At 44.4% G+C, this 18130-nt stretch carries 16 protein-coding genes; 10 read left to right on the top strand and 6 right to left on the bottom strand.

Annotated elements, in window-relative coordinates; translation table 11 throughout:
- The first annotated feature begins 337 nt into the window (after nt 1-337).
- The 7 genes from rsmH (at nt 338) to B3R91_RS04625 (ending at nt 9783) form a co-directional block, all read left to right on the top strand.
- Nucleotides 338-1351, top strand: coding sequence for a 16S rRNA (cytosine(1402)-N(4))-methyltransferase RsmH (gene rsmH, locus B3R91_RS04655; protein WP_286796686.1), 1014 nt, complete (start codon nt 338-340; stop codon nt 1349-1351).
- A 238-nt stretch (nt 1352-1589) separates the two neighbouring features.
- Nucleotides 1590-2060: a cell division protein FtsL gene (gene ftsL / locus B3R91_RS04650; RefSeq protein ID WP_068404308.1), complete on the top strand. Its 471-nt coding sequence runs from the start codon at nt 1590-1592 to the stop codon at nt 2058-2060.
- Nucleotides 2057-4162 carry a peptidoglycan D,D-transpeptidase FtsI family protein gene (locus tag B3R91_RS04645; RefSeq protein WP_286796661.1) on the top strand — a complete coding sequence of 702 codons (2106 nt, stop codon included), beginning with the start codon at nt 2057-2059 and terminating at the stop codon, nt 4160-4162. Before ftsL ends, B3R91_RS04645 begins: the two co-directional genes overlap by 4 nt.
- Before the next feature lie 119 nt (nt 4163-4281).
- A complete protein-coding gene (locus B3R91_RS04640; RefSeq protein ID WP_068404305.1) occupies nt 4282-5991 on the top strand; it encodes a UDP-N-acetylmuramoyl-L-alanyl-D-glutamate--2,6-diaminopimelate ligase in 1710 nt (569 codons plus the stop codon).
- 107 nt (nt 5992-6098) lie between these two features.
- Nucleotides 6099-7547, top strand: coding sequence for a UDP-N-acetylmuramoyl-tripeptide--D-alanyl-D-alanine ligase (locus B3R91_RS04635; RefSeq protein WP_286796660.1), 1449 nt, complete (start codon nt 6099-6101; stop codon nt 7545-7547).
- A gap of 3 nt (nt 7548-7550) precedes the next feature.
- Nucleotides 7551-8669 carry a phospho-N-acetylmuramoyl-pentapeptide-transferase gene (mraY, locus tag B3R91_RS04630; protein WP_286796659.1) on the top strand — a complete coding sequence of 373 codons (1119 nt, stop codon included), beginning with the start codon at nt 7551-7553 and terminating at the stop codon, nt 8667-8669.
- 169 nt (nt 8670-8838) lie between these two features.
- Nucleotides 8839-9783, top strand: coding sequence for a putative RNA methyltransferase (locus B3R91_RS04625; protein WP_349681528.1), 945 nt, complete (start codon nt 8839-8841; stop codon nt 9781-9783).
- A gap of 25 nt (nt 9784-9808) precedes the next feature.
- Here the strand turns inward: B3R91_RS04625 and cls are convergent, their stop codons facing one another.
- Together cls and B3R91_RS04615 are read right to left on the bottom strand one after the other, a co-directional pair.
- Nucleotides 9809-11260, bottom strand: a complete 1452-nt coding sequence (cls, locus tag B3R91_RS04620; RefSeq protein ID WP_286796658.1) for a cardiolipin synthase — start codon at nt 11258-11260, stop codon at nt 9809-9811.
- Nucleotides 11261-11362: 102 nt separating this feature from the next.
- Nucleotides 11363-12157 (bottom strand): YdcF family protein, encoded by a 795-nt coding sequence (locus B3R91_RS04615; protein WP_068404296.1) that lies wholly within the window; start codon nt 12155-12157, stop codon nt 11363-11365.
- Between the two features lie 161 nt (nt 12158-12318).
- Between B3R91_RS04615 and arsC the strand changes: the two genes are divergently transcribed.
- From arsC to B3R91_RS04600, 3 genes are read left to right on the top strand one after another with little or no spacing between them, the layout of a single operon-like run.
- Nucleotides 12319-12726, top strand: coding sequence for an arsenate reductase (glutaredoxin) (gene arsC, locus B3R91_RS04610; protein ID WP_286796657.1), 408 nt, complete (start codon nt 12319-12321; stop codon nt 12724-12726).
- The gene (arsH, locus tag B3R91_RS04605) at nt 12713-13525 is read left to right on the top strand and encodes an arsenical resistance protein ArsH (protein ID WP_286796656.1); all 813 of its coding nucleotides are present in this window, start codon (nt 12713-12715) and stop codon (nt 13523-13525) included. Before arsC ends, arsH begins: the two co-directional genes overlap by 14 nt.
- Nucleotides 13526-13571: 46 nt before the next feature.
- A complete protein-coding gene (locus B3R91_RS04600; RefSeq protein ID WP_144297481.1) occupies nt 13572-14882 on the top strand; it encodes an arsenic transporter in 1311 nt (436 codons plus the stop codon).
- 373 nt (nt 14883-15255) lie between these two features.
- Here the strand turns inward: B3R91_RS04600 and B3R91_RS04595 are convergent, their stop codons facing one another.
- The 4 genes from B3R91_RS04595 to B3R91_RS04580 form a co-directional block, all read right to left on the bottom strand.
- Complete coding sequence (locus tag B3R91_RS04595; RefSeq protein ID WP_083328914.1) at nt 15256-15531, bottom strand: YkgJ family cysteine cluster protein; 276 nt, start codon at nt 15529-15531, stop codon at nt 15256-15258.
- Nucleotides 15524-16537, bottom strand: coding sequence for a hypothetical protein (locus tag B3R91_RS04590; protein WP_071002763.1), 1014 nt, complete (start codon nt 16535-16537; stop codon nt 15524-15526). The genes B3R91_RS04595 and B3R91_RS04590 overlap by 8 nt, the downstream gene beginning before the upstream one ends.
- 9 nt (nt 16538-16546) lie before the next feature.
- Nucleotides 16547-17275 (bottom strand): hypothetical protein, encoded by a 729-nt coding sequence (locus B3R91_RS04585; protein ID WP_286796655.1) that lies wholly within the window; start codon nt 17273-17275, stop codon nt 16547-16549.
- A gap of 155 nt (nt 17276-17430) precedes the next feature.
- Complete coding sequence (locus B3R91_RS04580; RefSeq protein ID WP_286796654.1) at nt 17431-18129, bottom strand: hypothetical protein; 699 nt, start codon at nt 18127-18129, stop codon at nt 17431-17433.
- Between the last annotated feature and the right edge of the window lies 1 nt (nt 18130).

The following is an 18130-nucleotide window of genomic DNA, read 5'->3' as shown; positions in this document are numbered from 1 at the left end:
CGTCACGGTAGAAAAATAGCGTAAAATATAGCGCTAGTATAACAGAGAGCTGAGATATTTTTAACGAAAAGCCTCTCTAGCGCTTGACTCGCCGTATATCCTTGCGATAATAATGCTAGGTGAGTCATAACTTGTTTATTTTCATCTGATTTTTTACTATTACTGGCCAAAAAGGTCATCATCTACTGAGTCGTTTGTGTCCATATCGAATCCAAAGTCAAAAAACACGTTAAATTCTAAAGAAAACCCTTTTTCAGTCATTGATAGTTCTGAGTCAGAGGTCAATTCGTCTATTGTTGAGAATGATTCTGCTCATCAGTTTTCTCAAAAGCCCGTCATAGAGCAAGCGGGTGCTGATGAATTAAGTTTTGTCCATGACGCCGTGCTACTACAAGAAACGGTGGCGGCGGTATTGGGTGTCAAATCGCTGCCCAAACAAACAGATGACAGCCGTCAGAATAGCTTACAAAAAAGTGGCATTTATGTGGATGCAACTTTTGGGCGCGGTGGGCATAGCCGCCTGCTATTAAGTCAGCTTGCCGATGATGCAACTTTGATTGTTTTTGATAAAGACCCAACGGCCATTAGCGTTGCGCAAGAATTAGCAAAGTCTGATAGCCGCGTCAAAGTGGTGCATGACAGCTTTGCAACCTTGACCGATAGCCTAGCGGAGATGGGTATCACGAAAGTAGACGGCCTGATGGCAGATTTGGGTATTTCATCGCCGCAGATTGATGACGGTAGCCGCGGTTTTAGCTTTATGCGTGATGGTGCGGTCGATATGCGCATGGATACCAGTCGCGGGCAGTCGGTTGCCGAGTGGCTCGAGACAGTCGACGATGAGACCTTGGCCAATGTGCTTTATGAGTTTGGCGAAGAGCGTCACAGTCGCCGTATTGCCCGTGCGATTAAGCAGATGGATAGCTATGAGTCCACGCTTGCGCTGGCAGAAGTGATCAAAGCGGCGCATCCAAATTGGCAGCGCGGTAAGCACCCAGCGACGCAAAGTTTTCAAGCCATGCGTATTTTTATCAATAATGAGCTTGGCGATGTCGATGACTTTTTAGAACAAAGTATTCCGATTTTAAAGTCGGGCGGTCAGCTGGCAGTGATTAGCTTTCATTCGTTAGAAGATCGCCGTATCAAGCAGTTCTTGCAGCGCCATAGTAAAGGGCAGTACCCAGAAGATGAAAACTTACCGATGCCGCCCAAGCGTCCGCGTTATTTTAGTAAGCCAAAACGCGTCGGCCCTAGCCAAGCTGAGATAAGCAATAATCCGCGCGCGCGTAGTGCGTGGCTGCGTATGGCGACTCGTAGCGATACGGATTATAAAGCAGATGATAATTCTTAAGCTAAGTCTTAAAACTAGCTATTCAGTTATGTGGGTAAAATATGACTGAATGTTTTAATGATTACGCGGCTGTTAAAAAGCTGTAAACATTCTCTGCTAGGCTCAGCAGTTACTTTTTGCTTGGTTATGTGTTTTTTGATAGTTATTTTTATTGATGGTGCTGATGGCTCATGAGGGTGTGTTCACTCGCAAATCTTAGCGCTTTTTTTATTTTGAAGTTCACTTTTTTGAGATCGTCATGGCAATATCTGACAAACCTGTAAACCGCCGCGCCGCAATGCCTCCTAATACTGATGTTGGCGAATTATTCGTGCGCCGATTTAACGTAGTCAGTATATACGTGGTCATATTAGTGTTACTGGCGGCGGCTATTATCTGGAGCGGCATCAAGACGGCAGAGGGCGTGCAGCAATATCATCAGGATTATAAAACCTTGCAAGACATGAAAAAACAAGAGCGTAAGCTACAAGTTGAGCACCAACGTCTATTGATTGAACAGCAAACCTTTAGTGCGACCCCGCAAATTGCCAGTCGCGCCGTTGCTGAATTGGGTATGTTTTCGCCAACCCTTAAAGATAAGCTGATTATTCAGCCGGGTGCGGCAGTTGCCGTCGCGCCAGTGCTCGAGGACGATGGCACAGATGCTGCCGCTGCCAATGAAACAGATTTTTTTGAGGCAGATGCTAACGCTGCGGAGGCAGGACGATGACTGATAAAAAGCCCACTGCCAAAAACGATAAAGCGGCCAAAAATAACAGCAAAAAATCCGCCAGCGGCAAAGTCACTAAGCCGCTACGCCGTGCCAGTGTTGCCAAATCTGGACAAACAAGCGGCAAAGCTGACAATAAAGCGGCCGATAACCGCAAAGCTAAGCTATTTAGCCGCCTAAAAAAGAACGAAGAGCAGGGCGCTTATACCAGTGTAAAAACCCAAAAAAGCAAAAGAGCCTTTTTGGGTAAAGCCTCTGGGGCATCGTCGCGCGGCGGTGTTGAGCTAGACAAAAACCGCTTTCGCACGATTTGGGCAATATCGTTAGTCATTTTAGGCTTATTAATTGGCCGTGCTTATTATATACAAGTCGCCAATGCGCAGTTTTATCAAGATAAAGGCAATGAGCTGATTACCAGCGTGCGTACGCAAAAATCCTATCGCGGTATGATTACCGATCGTAATGATTTGCCTTTAGCTGTCAGTGCGCCGCTTGCGACCGTGTCGTTTAGCCCGCACGATTATGCGCGCGAATATTATGAGCTGAAGCGTATTATCTTGACCAACCCTGATAGTCCTCAGCTTGTCGCGCGTATGCAAAAGCGTCTAGATAATATGGATTTAACCACGCTTGCAGCAGCGGCCAATATCTCAGTTACTGAGCTGAAAAAAGTCACAGCTATCGATGACAGTATTGACGTCACCGATGAAGAAGCGGTGAAGGCGGCGTTGCCATCGGGCGCAGGTTCACATTATCTGCCACTCCTTAATAAAGTCACGCCTGAGATTGCCCAAAGCGTCAGCTCGCTCGATTTCCCGGGTGTCTATGAGAAAAACTTCTTTCAGCGCTATTATCCGCAGCCGCAACCAAACTCGCAGCTATTAGGTTTTATGGGGCAGAACGCCAATGATCCTGAAGGCGGTTATGAAGGCCGTGCTGGTATTGAGCGTCAGTATGAAACGGCGCTGGCGGGTGAAGACGGTAAGGTGCTGGTATTAAAAGACGCCAAGCAAAACAGCTTAAAAGAAATCAAGCAAGTCGAGCCAGAAATACCGGGTAAAGATGTCGCCTTAACGATTGATTCGCGCTTACAGTACTTGCTTTATAAAGAGCTTGAAAAAGCCGGTCGCCTGCAAAAAGCGCGCTGGTCGACCGGTATGATTGTTGATGTGCAAACGGGCGAAGTGCTAGCGCTATCGACGTGGCCATCCTTTAACTCTAATAATCTGAACGAGATGACGGGTGAAAACCAGCGTAACCGTGCGTTGCTCGACGTCTTTGAGCCGGGTTCGGTCATGAAGCCATTTACCGTGGCAGCCGCATTGGATTCCGGTAAATACACGACGACCTCATTGATTGATACCAATCCAGGCTCTATTCGTGTGCGTGGTTATACCATTCGTGACCACAATAACTTGGGACGCATTACGCTTGCGACATTGCTACAAAAATCTAGTAACGTCGCCTCAACCAAGATTGCGTTATCCTTGCCGCCTGATGCCATTACCAATATGCAAAGACAGTTTGGCTTCGGGGCAAAAACTCCGCTGCAATTCCCCGGTGAGGGCAGTGGACTTGTGGTCACGCCAAAAGAAAAAGAAACGTCAAGACGAGCAACGGTCAGTTATGGTTATGGTCTACAAGTGACCTTAGCGCAGGTCGCACAAGCGTATTCGGCGCTTGCCGCTGGCGGGGTGATGCATCCATTAACCTTAATTAAAGACGACAAAAAACAGCCCAGCAAACGTATCATGGCGCACGAACAAGCTATGTCTATCGTACAGATGCTAGAAAGTGTCACCGAGCCGGGCGGTACCGCCAAAGCCGCGGCTATTGATGGCTATCGTGTGGCGGGTAAAACAGGTACCTCACGCCGTATCAACCCAAAAGGCGGCTACTATAGCGACCAGTACCGTAACGTTTTTGCCGGTATGGCGCCCGCGTCCAATCCTAAGCTGGTCGGGGTGATGCTTATCGAAGACCCACGCGGTCAGATTTATGCTGGCTTAACGGTAGCGCCTGTCTTTCATAACGTCATGAAAGAGGCGCTGCGTTTATATAATGTGCCGTTAGATAAGCCATTAAAAACCGAAGAGCCGTAGCTAAAAAGTAAGTTCCATGGTTAAGTTTTATGACTAATTTTCATGACTAATTTCCATGACTAAGCTCCATGTTTCAGCTGTTAACTATTTGATGCGTTTTAACCGTTTAGGATTTGCCAATGTCTCTGTCTACCTCGCCAAAAAGCAACGCCGCAGTCACCTTACAACAGCTGATTGAAACCAGTAGCAACGATAGAGATAGGCAAAGCCATAGCTTAACGCAAGCATTAACAACGCTGGTAAGCGCATCTAGCAGTCAACTACCGAAAGCAAAAACTTCGATTGCTCATATTCCCTTTGAGCAATTCTGCTTAGACAGCCGTCAGTTAGCAGCAAACGATGTCTTTATATTATTAAAAAGTCAGACACCAAATTGCCAAAAAAGTCGCGACTACTTATATCAAGCCGCTGAGCAGGCGGCGTTTATCCTGTCGGAAATTGATCCAATCGCTTTGCTGTCTACCGCTAATGTGCCGCCACACGCCAATATTTCCTTCACAAACGATAGTGATCGCTCTAAAGCGCAGCAGCAATTAGCAGCACTGCCTTGTCCAGTAGTATACGTACCCCATATTCGTGATTTTTTAGGTGACTTGATTCAAGCGCGCTTACAGCATCAGCAGCCTGTGACCTTACCGACGGTCGTTGCGGTGACTGGTACCAATGGCAAAACCACCATCAGCCAATTGGTGGCGCAGTTGACGCAGCTGACGGGTATGAGTAGCGCGGTGATGGGAACAGCAGGTAATGGTAGACTCGGCGCGTTGGTGCAAGCCAGCCATACCACCGGCGATGCCTTAGCGGTGCAGCAGTTTTTATATCAAATGGGTTTGGAGAAGGCGCAATTATTGGCCTTAGAAGCAAGCTCGCACGGTCTCGATCAGCAGCGTTTACAAGGTATGCCAGTGTCGGTGGCGATTTATACCAATTTGAGCCGTGACCACCTCGATTATCATGCTGATATGGCAGAGTATGCGGCGGCAAAAGCCAAGCTGTTTGATAAAGCGCGTTTCCCCGAGTTAACCCACGCCATTATCAATATCGATGACGAGCATGCCCAGATTATGCTTGATACGGCGCATGCCAGTGGTTTGACCGTTTGGAGCTATAGTTTAGACCCAGCAAAATCTGCAACCTTTGTTGCCGCTGATATCAAGCCAAGCTTGCAAGGAGTTGAGATTGCGCTGTGTACGGATTTTAAAAATAAAGAAACCAAGAGCATTAATATCATTAGCCCATTACTCGGGCATTTTAACGTTGCCAATTTACTGGCTGCTATCGCCACTGTTATGGCTTTAGGAATTAACCTTGAGCGTATTGCTGATGTTATCCCGCAACTGCAAGGGGCGGTAGGGCGCATGCAGCGTGTGCCCTCCAATGATGGCTGTTTTATCGTCGATTATGCCCATACGCCCGATGCATTAAGCCAAGTACTTGCCAGTCTAAAAACCCATTGTAAAGGTCAGCTGTGGGCAGTATTTGGTTGCGGCGGTGATCGTGATGGCGGCAAACGTCCATTAATGGCGCAGGCTGGATTGGCGGGCGCCGATAAAGTGGTATTGACGGCGGACAATCCGCGTACCGAAGACCCAAATTTAATCTTGCAAGATATGCAAGCGGGCATGACCAACGAGCAGTATCAGCGTACCCATATCGAGCCTGCGCGCAAAACCGCCATCGAATATGCGGTCAAGCAAGCAGCGCCTGCTGATATCGTTGTTATCGCGGGCAAAGGTCATGAAACCTATCAAGAGATTAACCACGTGCGTTATGATTTTGACGACAGCGTTATTTTGCGACATGCCCTTAAGCAAGCCGGACGTTTATAGTATTTATAGCTAAGTAATAGCGCCTGCCATTCATTTTTTGTACGTTTTAAAAAACGTACGCTGAAAAATATCAAAGATAAGTAGTCATCATATATAAGGTAATCATTATGACAGCCGACAACGATAACAGCATTCAGTCGCAAGGGCTGTATGTTTGGCAAGCAGACAATCTGCTTGCGGCAACCAAAGCAGTGGGTAGCCATTGGCAATTTGGGGCAGTACCTATAGAGCCAAACAATAACGCAAACAAACCCATTAGCAGTACACGTATCGCTACCGATACGCGTACTATAAAAACCGGTGATATCTTTTTAGCCTTAACGGGTGATAATTTTGACGGACATGATTATCTGGATATTGCTATAGAAAAAGGTGCGGTTGCGGCTATCGTTTCGCGTCCGGTTGCTGCTGATATTGCGCAATTGGTTGTCGATGATACGCGTTTGGCGCTCGGTCAATTGGCGGCCTATCGACGGCAGCAGCACAAAGATTTGACCGTCATTGCCATTACAGGCTCAAGCGGCAAAACCACCTGTAAAGAGATGCTCGGTAGTATCTTTGGCAGATTGGCACCAACACTGATTACCCGTGGCAACCTCAATAATGACTTAGGCGTGCCGATGATGCTACTCGAATTATCTGATCATCATCGCTATGCCATTTTGGAGCTGGGCGCAAACCATATCGGTGAGATTGCTTATACTGCTGAGATTGTGCAGCCTGACGTGGCATGTATCTTAAATATTGGTACCGCGCATTTGGGAGAATTTGGCAGCCGCGAAGGCATTTGCCAAACCAAAGCTGAAATTTACCATACCTTACATGATAACCAATTTGCCATAGTTCCTGATAAAGATGATTTTACCAATCAATTGCGCCGTATCGCTGAAAAGCATACCCCAAACGTTATAGGCTTTGGCAATACCGATGTCAGTGCCAGTCATTTAGATGTCGAGCCTGAGCGCAGTGAGTTTAAGCTGCATATTGGTAGCGAAGTCCATGATATTAATTTGCCATTAGCGGGCGAGCATAATGTCAATAATGCGTTGGCTGCTGCTGCTTGTGCCCATGCGTTAAATATCGATATTAGCGATATTGTCGTCGGGCTTGAAAACGCCCGTCCTGCAAAAGGGCGTTTGAATAGTCAGCTCCTTGGTATGCATCGCTTGATTGATGATACGTATAACGCCAATCCGCATTCGGTGCGCGCAGCTGCTAAAGTGCTGGCGGCGCAAACGGGTACGCAGGTGATGGTACTTGGCGATATCGGCGAGCTAGGAGAGGCAGCAATCAGCGAGCACCAAAGCTTAGGCCGTACCATTGCGACCACTGGCATCAATGTGCTGCTGTGCGTTGGTGAATATGCGCCTTATACGGTGGCGGGAGCGCAAGAGATTTCTGCTATTAATGCCCATGCCTTTGCTGATAAAGACAGTTTATTGGCCTATTTGCAGTCTTATTTACAAGCACAGCAGGCGCAGCCTTGTACGGTGCTGTTTAAAGGCTCACGTTCCATGGAAATGGAAACCCTTATCAATGCGCTAGTCGAGGAGTAGGCGGTGTTAGTTTGGTTGTTTGGCTGGCTTGGTCAGTATTATACGCCGTTTTCTGCGGTTTCTTCGTTGACGCTACGGGCGTTGTTGGCGGTTATTACTGCGCTGGCGTTCAGTATGGTGTTTGGCAGTCGCGTCATCAATCGCCTGCGTGCATTGAAATACGGTCAGGCGATTCGCAATGATGGTCCGCAGTCGCATTTGGTCAAAACCGGTACACCAACCATGGGCGGGGTGCTGATTCTAAGCGCAATTGGGGTATCGACTTTACTGTGGGCGCGATTAAACAATCCCTATGTGTGGATTTTGCTCATCGTGATGATTATCTTTGGCTCGGTTGGCTGGGCGGATGATTGGCTTAAAATTAAGTATAAAGACCCCAAAGGTCTGATCGCCCGCAAAAAATACTTTTGGCTGTCGATGGGGGCGTTATTCGTCGGGATTTCTTTATATTATATTGCTACCTTGCAGCCAGATATAGCGACCACGCGTGAGATGCAGGACTTGCTATTACCGATTTTTAAAGATTGGATGATTCCTTTTTCGGCAGTGCCCTTTGGAATTGGCTTTATTATCTTTACCTATTTTGTAATTAATGGTGCCTCAAACGCCGTTAACTTAACTGATGGCTTAGATGGTTTGGCGATTTTGCCCGTGGTCTTGGTGGCGGCAGGTCTAGGCGCCATGGCTTATGTGTCGGGTGATGTGCGCTTTGCCGATTATTTGCATGTGCCTTATATTGCTTATAACTCAGAAGTGATTATTGTTTGCGGCGCGATGATTGGCGCAGGGTTAGGTTTTTTATGGTTTAACGCTCATCCAGCGCAAGTATTTATGGGTGATGTTGGGGCGCTGGCATTGGGCGCGATGCTCGGTACAATTGCGGTTATGACCCGTCAAGAGATTGCCTTTGCCATTATGGGCGGTTTATTTGTCGCCGAAGCTTTGTCGGTGATGCTACAGGTTGGCTCGTATAAGCTGCGTAAAAAACGCGTCTTTCGTATGGCGCCACTGCATCATCACTTTGAAGAGATTGGTTGGAAAGAAACCCAAGTGGTGGCACGATTTTGGATTATTGCCATTATCCTTGTGATTCTTGGGCTGATGACCTTAAAACTGCGTTAAGTCGTCAAATAGGTTTAAATCAAAAAAATTTCAAATCAAAAGCCATCTTAAAATCTAAGATGGCTTTTTTTAGGTCTTATGCGAACTTCTTTTTGTTGCGGCATTTATCCCTTACTTAGCCGGAACTTTGTTAAAATGGCCGCCATATTGCGCTAACGTTGAGATACTTGTGAGCTTATTTATTTGTCCCCTTTGCCAATCACCTCTGCAGCCCGCCGACGATACGTGGCGCTGTGATGGTAGCTTAAATCCTAAGCAAACCACTCATCCATTTGATGTGGCGCGTCAGGGTTATATCAACCTATTACCGGTGCAACAAAAAAAATCCAAAGCACCGGGCGACAGTCAGCAATCCATTGAGGCGCGCAAACGGTTTTTAAATGCCAAGTATTATCAGCCACTAAATGACTTAATTTGCCAAAAGATGACAGCGTTATTGATGGCAAAAAAAGCCAGTCTTAAGCAAAAAAATAAACCCATTAATTGGCTGGATATTGGCTGCGGAGAGGGCTATTACACGCAGGCAATGGCGCAAACAGGTATGGATATGCTTATCGCTGCCGATATCAGTAAACCTGCTGTTGTAGAGCTGGCGAGAACCAGTAAGGCTTTAGGTCGTCTTTGGTATCAAGGGGCTGAGGAGGCTAAGGAAGATGGGACTTATGCAGCAGCTATTTACCCGCTGGTGACTAGCGCGGCGCATTTGCCGCTACGCGCGCATAGTATCGATGGTATTAGCAGTATCTTTAGTCCCATTTTGCCAGAAGCATTTAATGAAGTGTTAAGCGACGAGGGCTATTTGATCATTGCCAAGCCCGATATCGGGCATTTGGCAACGATGCGTGAGGCGTTATTTGATGACGTCCGTGAGCATGATTCTGATAAGTTTTTGGACGAATTAGCGCCTTATTTTCAGTTGTTAGAGACCCATCATGTCAGTAGTAAGCTCAGTTTAGCGGCAGAGGCATTGGCAGATTTAATGACCATGACCCCTTATGCCTATCGGGCCCGTAGCGAAAAAAGGCAGCGGCTACTAGCAGAGGGGGCAGTACAACCTTTTGCGACAGAAGCTAAGTTTGTTGTCTATATTTTGCAAAAGAAGCTGGCTCATTAATGAGCTTAATTTGCTAAAGGTCAACTTATAAAACGGGTCCCATAGTGGCAACGATATTATTCCAAATCCGATACGGTAACGGCCAGTTATTAACCTCTTCAAGCGTTACTTCATCAGAATCAGCGATATACTGATATTGGCGCTCCATAATATCGGCGGTCAGTTTGTTATCACTAAAGACGATGTTATTTTCATAATTCAAATGAAAACTGCGTAAATCCAAATTGGTTGAGCCAATCAGGCTGATTTCACCATCGACGGTCAGGGTTTTGGCGTGTAGCAGCCCCGGCCTATACTCGTAGATTTTTACGCCAGCCTCAAGCAATTCCCAATAGTAGCTATGACTGGTCGCAGCAACGATAAAGGAGTCATTTTTTTTCGGAAAAATCATCGTTACTTCAACCCCGCGATAGGCGGTCGCACATAGGATACTGACCAGCGAATAATCAGGCACGAAATAAGGGGTAGAAATTATCAGGGTATGCTGGGCTTGGCTAATTAAAGCACCCAAAAACTGCGGGGTGTTACCATGACGCTGGGTCGGTCCATCAGAGAAAACTTGCGCAGCAAAATCATTGAGCGGCAGGTTTGGCTGTAAATCGGTGCTATACGGAAAGCTGTCGAGCGGCGTATCAGGGTTTTCAGTTAGCCAATCACTGGCAAATAGCATCTGATTTTGCGCAACGATGGGCCCTTCGATACGCAGCATAATATCGACCCAAGGGGCGTATTTGGGCTTTACGCGAAACTCAGGGTCGGCGCAGTTACGGCTACCAAAATAGCCGATTTTGCCATCAATCACGGTAATTTTGCGGTGATTGCGCAAGTCAATACGGCTAAAGAGCATAACCTTTATGATATTGGTTAATGGTAGCGCCACACTGAGCTGCACACCCGCGTCTTTCATTTCTTGCCATAACTTTGAGCTGACCATTTTGCGCGAGCCCATGCCATCGACCATCGCTCGGCAGGTGACGCCGCGCTTTGCTGCCCGAATCAGCGCTTCTGCGGTAGCCGTACCCATGCCATCGACCAGCCAAATATAATACAGCACGTGGATATGGTTGGTTGCCGCATCAAAGTCGTCAATCATACGTTTGCGCGTCTCATTGGCATCTGCCATTAGCTTAGCGCGATTGCCAACTGTCGTCTGAAAGCCAGTGGCTTTTGCTGAATAAGCAAAGGCTGCGCGGTACTCAGGTTTAACGGCATGTAATAACGCCACATTGCTACCAAGTACCTCTGGGCGATGGCGATGTAATTTATCGATAATTTTCTGACGTTCGCGTGTGAAGTTGCGTCCTAAATGTACCTCACCGAACATCCAATAAACTAGGACGCCAAAATAAGGCAAGAGAAATAAAATCACCAACCAAGCCAAACGCGCCGGCGCCGTTAAGTCATGGCGCGCAAGGACGCGCAAGGATATCAGCACCAATAATATAAAGTGAATGGTTAATAAAATATCGACGAGCATAGCGGAATCCGTTGTTATTATATTTATGAAGGCTATAGTCGTTCTTAGTTATATTGCAGGACTAAATTATTGGCCGAGTTGCCTTATTGATGGCCTTTATCATTAATACTCACCAAACAGCCAACCACTAACGAAGGCAAAATACTCACGAAACCAAGCATTGTAGCGAATCGATAGCGGCGTCGGGCTGGCGAGCAAAATAGGTCGCTGATAGCCTTGATGCTTGGCAATGGCAGCCACACGAATGGTATGAAAATCACTGGTCACAATGGCAATAGGCGCCGTGATAGGCACTTCTTTTGCTGCCAAAATGACTTGGCTATAAATTAAGTTTTCGGCGGTACTAGTGCTATTACCTTCTTGCAAAATGTGCTCAAGAGCAATGCCATGCTTCTCATGTAAATAGCGCGCCATAATACTGGCTTCGCTATGTGTCTGCCCCATACCAATGCCACCACTGGTCAACGCTAATGCCTCGGGCTGTGCTTTAATCAGCGGTGCCGCCGTATCTAAACGCTGAGCAAGCGTCGGTGTTGGCTTACCGGCGATAGTACCTGACCCTAATACAATAATCGCCGCGACCTCCGATACAGGCTGCGAGCTCTTTTTAATTTGCTGCTGCAATGAGAAAATAAATAACCCAAAGCTTATCAGCCAAATAAAAAATAGCAGCCATAGCGTGTACCAAAGACGATTGCGAAATGGGTTTTGCCTAGTAAACTTGCGGATGGCATGCCAAAATATCCCATGGGCGACAAATGCGCTGCCCAATAAAAACGGCACGACAGTACCAAAGTTAATTTTGCCAACCGTCATTAACACGGCACAATCAACCATGATAACGGCACCGATAACGACCAATCCAACTCGCGTTATAATGAGTAGTTTTTTTGCCATAGTTTTAAATTTATTATGTTTAGGTAAAAATGCTGTAGTTTAGGGTTTATTCAATCAAGTGCTTATTTATCTATTAATTATACGTTGTTTTAATTGCATGGCGGTTTGGTCATATCAAGACATACTAAATCTAATCCCTTTAACGTAAAGAGGAAAACCTTATGACGCCAATGATTTTTCATAATCCAAAATGTGGCACTTCTCGTAATACCCTTGCCATTATGCAGGCCTCAGGTGAGACGCCAGATGTGGTGGAATACCTAAAAACACCGCCATCTCGTGAGTACTTGGTTGAGCTGTTGGCATTGATGCAGAGTACCCCGCGCGAGCTTTTACGCAGTAAAGAGAGTATTTATACCGAGCTTGGTTTAGACAATCCAGCATTGACGGACGCGCAACTGATTGATGCCATGATAGCGCACCCTATTTTAATCAATCGTCCTATTGTTGTTACCGATAAAGGCGCGGTGCTGTGCCGACCGGCAGAGCGAGTGTTTGAATTACTGGAAAATCCGGTCAGTAGTTTCACAAAAGAGAATGGGGAAGTGGTGAAGCATGTTACAGAATAAAGAGACAGAAGTCTTAATAGTAGACGGTCTTAGTAATAAAAGTACTAGTAATATTGACGCTACTGATTTGCCCGCTGCTGATTCACTTAATAACGATTTACCCAATGTTGATTTTGATCAAATACAAGCCATTGATATTGAGTCTTTGGTCGGTAAAGATGACCCACGCCATGCGCCAAGAATATTGGTGTTATATGGCTCCCTGCGAGCGCGCTCATTTTCTAGATTAGCCGCTGAAGAAGCAAGCCGTCTATTGCGTTGGTACGGCTGCGAGGTGCGCATGTTTAATCCATCAGGTTTGCCACTGCCAGATGACGCAGATAGCGACCACCCAAAGGTGCAAGAGTTACGCGAGCTGGCACAGTGGTCAGAGGGCATGCTGTGGGTCAGTCCCGAGCGCCATGGCAGCATTACCAGTATTATGAAAGCGCAAATTGACTGGATTCCGTTGGCGCTAGGCGGCGTACGCCCGACCCAAGGTAAAACGCTGGCTATTATGCAAGTCAGTGGCGGCAGCCAAAGTTTTAATACCGTCAATCAGTTGCGTATTCTTGGGCGCTGGATGCGCATGATTACCATCCCTAATCAATCCTCTATCCCAAAAGCGTTTTTGGAATTTGATGATAATCATCGCATGAAAATGTCACCATTATATTTGCGAGTCGTCGATGTTTGCGAAGAGTTGGTCAGATTTACCTGGCTTACCCGAGGTCGTTCGGCGTATCTGACCGATCGCTATTCAGAACGGGTCGAAAGCGCTGCGGAAGTCTCCCAACGCGTCAATCAAAAAACGCTCTAAGGTCATTGTTTTATTATTGCTTCAATTGCTCAATTAAGGTTACTTCATGCTCGCATTCGCTATTTTTATCGTGACTTTGGTCTTAGTCATCTGGCAGCCAAAAGGGCTTGGCATTGGTTGGAGTGCGATGGGCGGCGCTTTGGTTGCCTTAGTATTTGGTGTGGTGCACTGGTCTGACGTTGGTATCGTTTGGGATATCGTTTGGGACGCCACTTTTACTTTTGTGGCATTGATTATCATCTCCCTTATTTTAGATGAAGCGGGGTTTTTTGGCTGGGCGGCATTACACGTCGCTCGGCTGGGCAATGGGCGGGGGCGTTTGCTATTTCCGATGATTGTGCTGCTAGGAGCGTTTATCTCCGCCTTCTTTGCCAATGATGGCGCGGCCTTACTGCTGACGCCAATTGTGATTGCTATTCTACTGCGCCTTGATTTTCCCCCCAAATCTGCTTTAGCTTTTATTATTGCCACTGGTTTTATTGCTGATACCGCAAGCTTGCCATTAGTGACTTCTAATTTGGTTAATATCGTCAGTGCCAATTATTTTGATATTGGTTTTGGTCGCTATGCGGCGGTGATGGTACCGGTAAATATCGTCTCTGTTCTAGCGACGCTATCGGTATTGTGGCTTGCTTATGCGCGGTACATTCCGAGGCACTACTCAACGGCAAATCTTAGCGCACCTCAATCGGCTATCAAAGATCCTCTGGTATTTCGGGCGGCTTTTCCACTATTAGCATCATTATTAGTGGCGTATTTCGCGACTGAATCGCTCGGGCTAGTTATCTCTGTAGTAACAGGTGCAGCGGCGCTTCTCCTAATGGCCATAGCTGGACGCTGGTGGCAAGGCGGGCGTGATGCTAAGTTTTCTATCGTCAATATTCTTAAAAAAGCACCGTGGCAAATTGTATTGTTTTCAATCGGTATGTATTTGGTGGTTTATGGTTTGGGCAATGCAGGGCTTACCGCCTATGGCGCACGAATACTTAATTGGTTAGGTCAACAAGGCGCGCTCGTTGCGACGGTTGGCACAGGGTTCTTGTCCGCCATCGTAGCGTCTGTGATGAATAATATGCCGTCGACGCTGATAGGCGCGCTGGCGATTGATAGTGCCCAAGTGCCCGCTGCTACACGAGAGTTGATGATTTATGCCAATGTCATCGGCAATGACTTGGGACCAAAATTCACGCCTATTGGTAGTTTGGCGACGCTATTGTGGTTACACGTATTGGCTGAAAAGGATTATAAAATCAGCTGGGGGCAATATATGAAGGTCGGACTGCTGATAACGCCGCCGGTATTATTAGCCACGCTATTGGCGTTGGTATTTTGGCTACCTAAATTGCCGAGTGTTTAGGGAATTTATGAAAGAGTAGAAAAACTGCAGGCTTTGATTAAGCAATATAAGATTGGCGGTGAAGGAGGAAGTCTAACTGCAAGTATAAGTTATTGATTTATATAAATTTATTTAATTAAATAACCTTGTTAGACCAACAATTAGACCAACAGCGCAACAGTATTAGAGGCAAGGCAAATAATGGGATTTTCCTCATAATAATTTGTAACTAAATATTTATGAGTCATAATGCGGTTTCAGGTACATACTATCACTAGAAAATCAGTTTTAGCAATCTAAGCTTTTTATATTATCTTACCGTTTAAGTTTTCTATCCTTGCTTTCGCTTGTTGTTAATACTTTTTAGGTAATGAATTATTAATAATAAGTCAAATTAAAATGTTGACTTGCCTTTCTTCAATTGCTTACAGACCTCCAAATTCATTTTCACAAATCCGTCCCAATCATATAAGTGCGATAGATACCTCTCATGATATTCTTCAATGCGACATATCAGCGGACGCTGCTCGTATATAGTGCAAAGTAGACTGCTATCATCGAAATGACGGCATGTGCCGTCACCTCGATTTAGGTATTTAGTCTGTTCACTTAAATGGACGTTTTTGCAGCATTGGCCACAGCTTGTACATGGAAATGGTAGTTTAGACATTTTCTATTTTAGAAAAACCGTCGTTAATACTAAAGTCAATTTTAGCTAAATTTGCAGAGGCACTACCATACAGTCTGCCTTCCTCATCAAGTATCGGGGTATCGATAGCTACTTTAAGGACTTGAATAATCTTGACGTTTTTTAAGACGGTCATCTTTGCTTCTTCATTATATAGCGAATAATCAGTACCTTGTATCTCGATTACTCTTTCTAGACTTTTCAAGTTACGACGCAGATGTTTACGTAAAGTAGAAATAATATCTGAGGCTTTGTAAGCGACTTCTTCTATTCCCGTTGTCAGAGCTATAGCTTGATCTACATCAGCAGCAAATTCTTTAGCCTTAGCAATATTACCATGAGCATCGTTTAACTTGGTCTTAGCTTTACTGCCCATATACCAGCCAGCGATGAGTAGTCCAGGTCCTGCCGCTAGAGCATTAAGAGCTAAAGCGCCACCGGCCATTCCCATACCACCAGATGCTAAGCTGCCACCACCTAGCCAAGCAAGGGTTGCGTTAGTAGCGGCTACACCGCTTAATGAGCTAATAGCAGTACCTGTACTTGCAGCAGCAAACATCATGGTGCCATTATATGCTCCGAAAGCTGTTAGAGCTCCCGCCATAGCACCTCCACCAGCGCCCAGGCCAGAGTCAATAACAAATGAAACGTCTTGCTTTAGCTCTTTAAGTACAACATTGCTAAATTCTTTAACTGTTAAGTTTCCTAAATTACCATCATGTTGGAAGTCTATATTTTTGATCTTTCCGAAAGTAGTAATAAAGGTACTTACATGGTTTGCTAGAGTATCTGCTTTTTTCGCCCCTAAATCTGCAAGAGCTTCTTGACACTTCTCACGAGATTCTTCTAAGCTCCATTCTGCACGTCTGGCTATACCTTGGGCGGTATCGTTAGCTTCGCTTGCTTTTTTATTATCATAAAATGCTTTGCCAGTTTTTGCTGCTCCAGCGACACCAGCAGCTACTCCTATTATTAGCGGAATTGGCATGATTCTCTCCTATTCATTTATCAAGTTTGTTAAGTTTTTATTTATAACGAAAAGACTTCCTGTAATTTCTAGGAGTTCTTCGAGATATTCACTATCTATATTTATTAGATTGCATACACGTAAAAGTAATATTTTTTTATTATCGTCAAACTGACCACTAATATATCCTGATTGGATCAGTTCATATAAAAATGCTTTCTTTTCTTTACTATCCAAGATGTTAGAATTAATTTCTCTATTAGCAAAAATACCATCAATGGTACGAATTAGGATATCTTGTCTGACGTTCTTATTCTTCAGCATTAAGTCTTTTATTTTTTTACGACTTATAATATGCGAGCCACCGTCTTTTAAAGAAATTTCCTGAATTACTTCTTGTCTAAAATGCTCTAAATTATGGCATTCCTCTAACACTGATTCTGTTTGGTTAATAAGAATATTTATTAAGTAAAAATCCCCATACTTGCTAAATATTTTTTCTGGAATATTGTTGTACATATTACTACTATTATTGAAACCTGTGTAGCAATTTACATTCATTTCCATAGAGTTTTTCAATAATAAGTCTAACTCATTATCTCCAATATTTTGCCAAAAGCTCTGAATTTGCTCATCGATATTTAAATTTTTTATTTTATAAGATGTATTTTTTTTATTATCTTCAGCCATCATTATTAGTGCTGACAACTCTAAGAAAAGCACCTTGACAGAGGGTTGTTTTAAACATTCTAAAAACATATTAATTACCTTAAGTTTTTATTTATTCTACAATATTTATGTGTTTACTTTTATCTTAAAAAGATACAGAGAGTTTAAGGACAGCTTCTTGTAACTCAAGCAGAATAAGTAAGATGAAATTGTTAGAATTCTACAGGCTATATAATTGATTTCTACTATTCATTTATTAGAGTTTCTAACTCTATATTTATCGAAAAAAGCCTTTCTGAAATCTCTATGAATTCATCAATATAGTCGATTTCAATATCTAATGACTTACAGATATGTAATAGTAGTGATTTTCCTCTATCCTCAAAATATCTACTACTATAACCTGCTCTGACTAATCCAAATAGTACTATTTTCTTTTCTTTGCTATTTAAGTGACTAATACTTTTTTTTCTGATAGAGATTAACTCATCAGCAGTACGTTCAAGAATATAATTTTTAACATTAGTTATCGTTGATCTGAAATCTTCACCTAACTGATCATACTTAATTAAGAATGCAGCTATTTCTTTTTCCAAAACATTCATCAACTCGAATACATTGTTTCTACTGTATAATGGAAACAAGTCGTCAACATAATTTATTTCTAATTCCTTTGCATAAGTATCTAGAGTATTCATTTTATTTTCATCTATATTTTGTAGAAATACATATCTTTTACCTTCTGATTCTAATGTTTGAAAACATTTATATTTTTTACTTTCTGAATCTAGTTTTGGAATAATTGCATATCTTTTACTTTGAGGTTCTAGTCTTTGGATCTTTTCAGAAGTCATGGATTGACTACCTTCAGCCATCATAATAAGTGCGGCTAACTCCAAAAACAGGATCCTTTGTGGTTTTTCTTTTAAATCCTTTAAGAACATA

This window comes from Psychrobacter sp. UBA6291 (genome assembly GCF_002439405.1).
Classification (GTDB): Bacteria; Pseudomonadota; Gammaproteobacteria; order Pseudomonadales; family Moraxellaceae; genus Psychrobacter; species Psychrobacter faecalis.
This window is presented reverse-complemented; position numbering and strand designations above follow the sequence as displayed.

Excerpts from the sequence above, each read along its gene's own strand:
- ftsL (WP_068404308.1), top strand. The coding sequence starts at position 1,590 with ATGGCAATATCTGACAAACCTGTAAACCGCCGCGCCGCAATGCCTCCT.
- B3R91_RS04645 (WP_286796661.1), top strand. The coding sequence starts at position 2,057 with ATGACTGATAAAAAGCCCACTGCCAAAAACGATAAAGCGGCCAAAAAT.
- B3R91_RS04640 (WP_068404305.1), top strand. The coding sequence starts at position 4,282 with ATGTCTCTGTCTACCTCGCCAAAAAGCAACGCCGCAGTCACCTTACAA.
- B3R91_RS04635 (WP_286796660.1), top strand. The coding sequence starts at position 6,099 with ATGACAGCCGACAACGATAACAGCATTCAGTCGCAAGGGCTGTATGTT.
- cls (WP_286796658.1), bottom strand. The coding sequence starts at position 11,260 with ATGCTCGTCGATATTTTATTAACCATTCACTTTATATTATTGGTGCTG.
- B3R91_RS04615 (WP_068404296.1), bottom strand. The coding sequence starts at position 12,157 with ATGGCAAAAAAACTACTCATTATAACGCGAGTTGGATTGGTCGTTATC.
- arsC (WP_286796657.1), top strand. The coding sequence starts at position 12,319 with ATGACGCCAATGATTTTTCATAATCCAAAATGTGGCACTTCTCGTAAT.
- arsH (WP_286796656.1), top strand. The coding sequence starts at position 12,713 with ATGTTACAGAATAAAGAGACAGAAGTCTTAATAGTAGACGGTCTTAGT.
- B3R91_RS04600 (WP_144297481.1), top strand. The coding sequence starts at position 13,572 with ATGCTCGCATTCGCTATTTTTATCGTGACTTTGGTCTTAGTCATCTGG.
- B3R91_RS04595 (WP_083328914.1), bottom strand. The coding sequence starts at position 15,531 with ATGTCTAAACTACCATTTCCATGTACAAGCTGTGGCCAATGCTGCAAA.
- B3R91_RS04590 (WP_071002763.1), bottom strand. The coding sequence starts at position 16,537 with ATGCCAATTCCGCTAATAATAGGAGTAGCTGCTGGTGTCGCTGGAGCA.
- B3R91_RS04585 (WP_286796655.1), bottom strand. The coding sequence starts at position 17,275 with ATGTTTTTAGAATGTTTAAAACAACCCTCTGTCAAGGTGCTTTTCTTA.
- B3R91_RS04580 (WP_286796654.1), bottom strand. The coding sequence starts at position 18,129 with ATGTTCTTAAAGGATTTAAAAGAAAAACCACAAAGGATCCTGTTTTTG.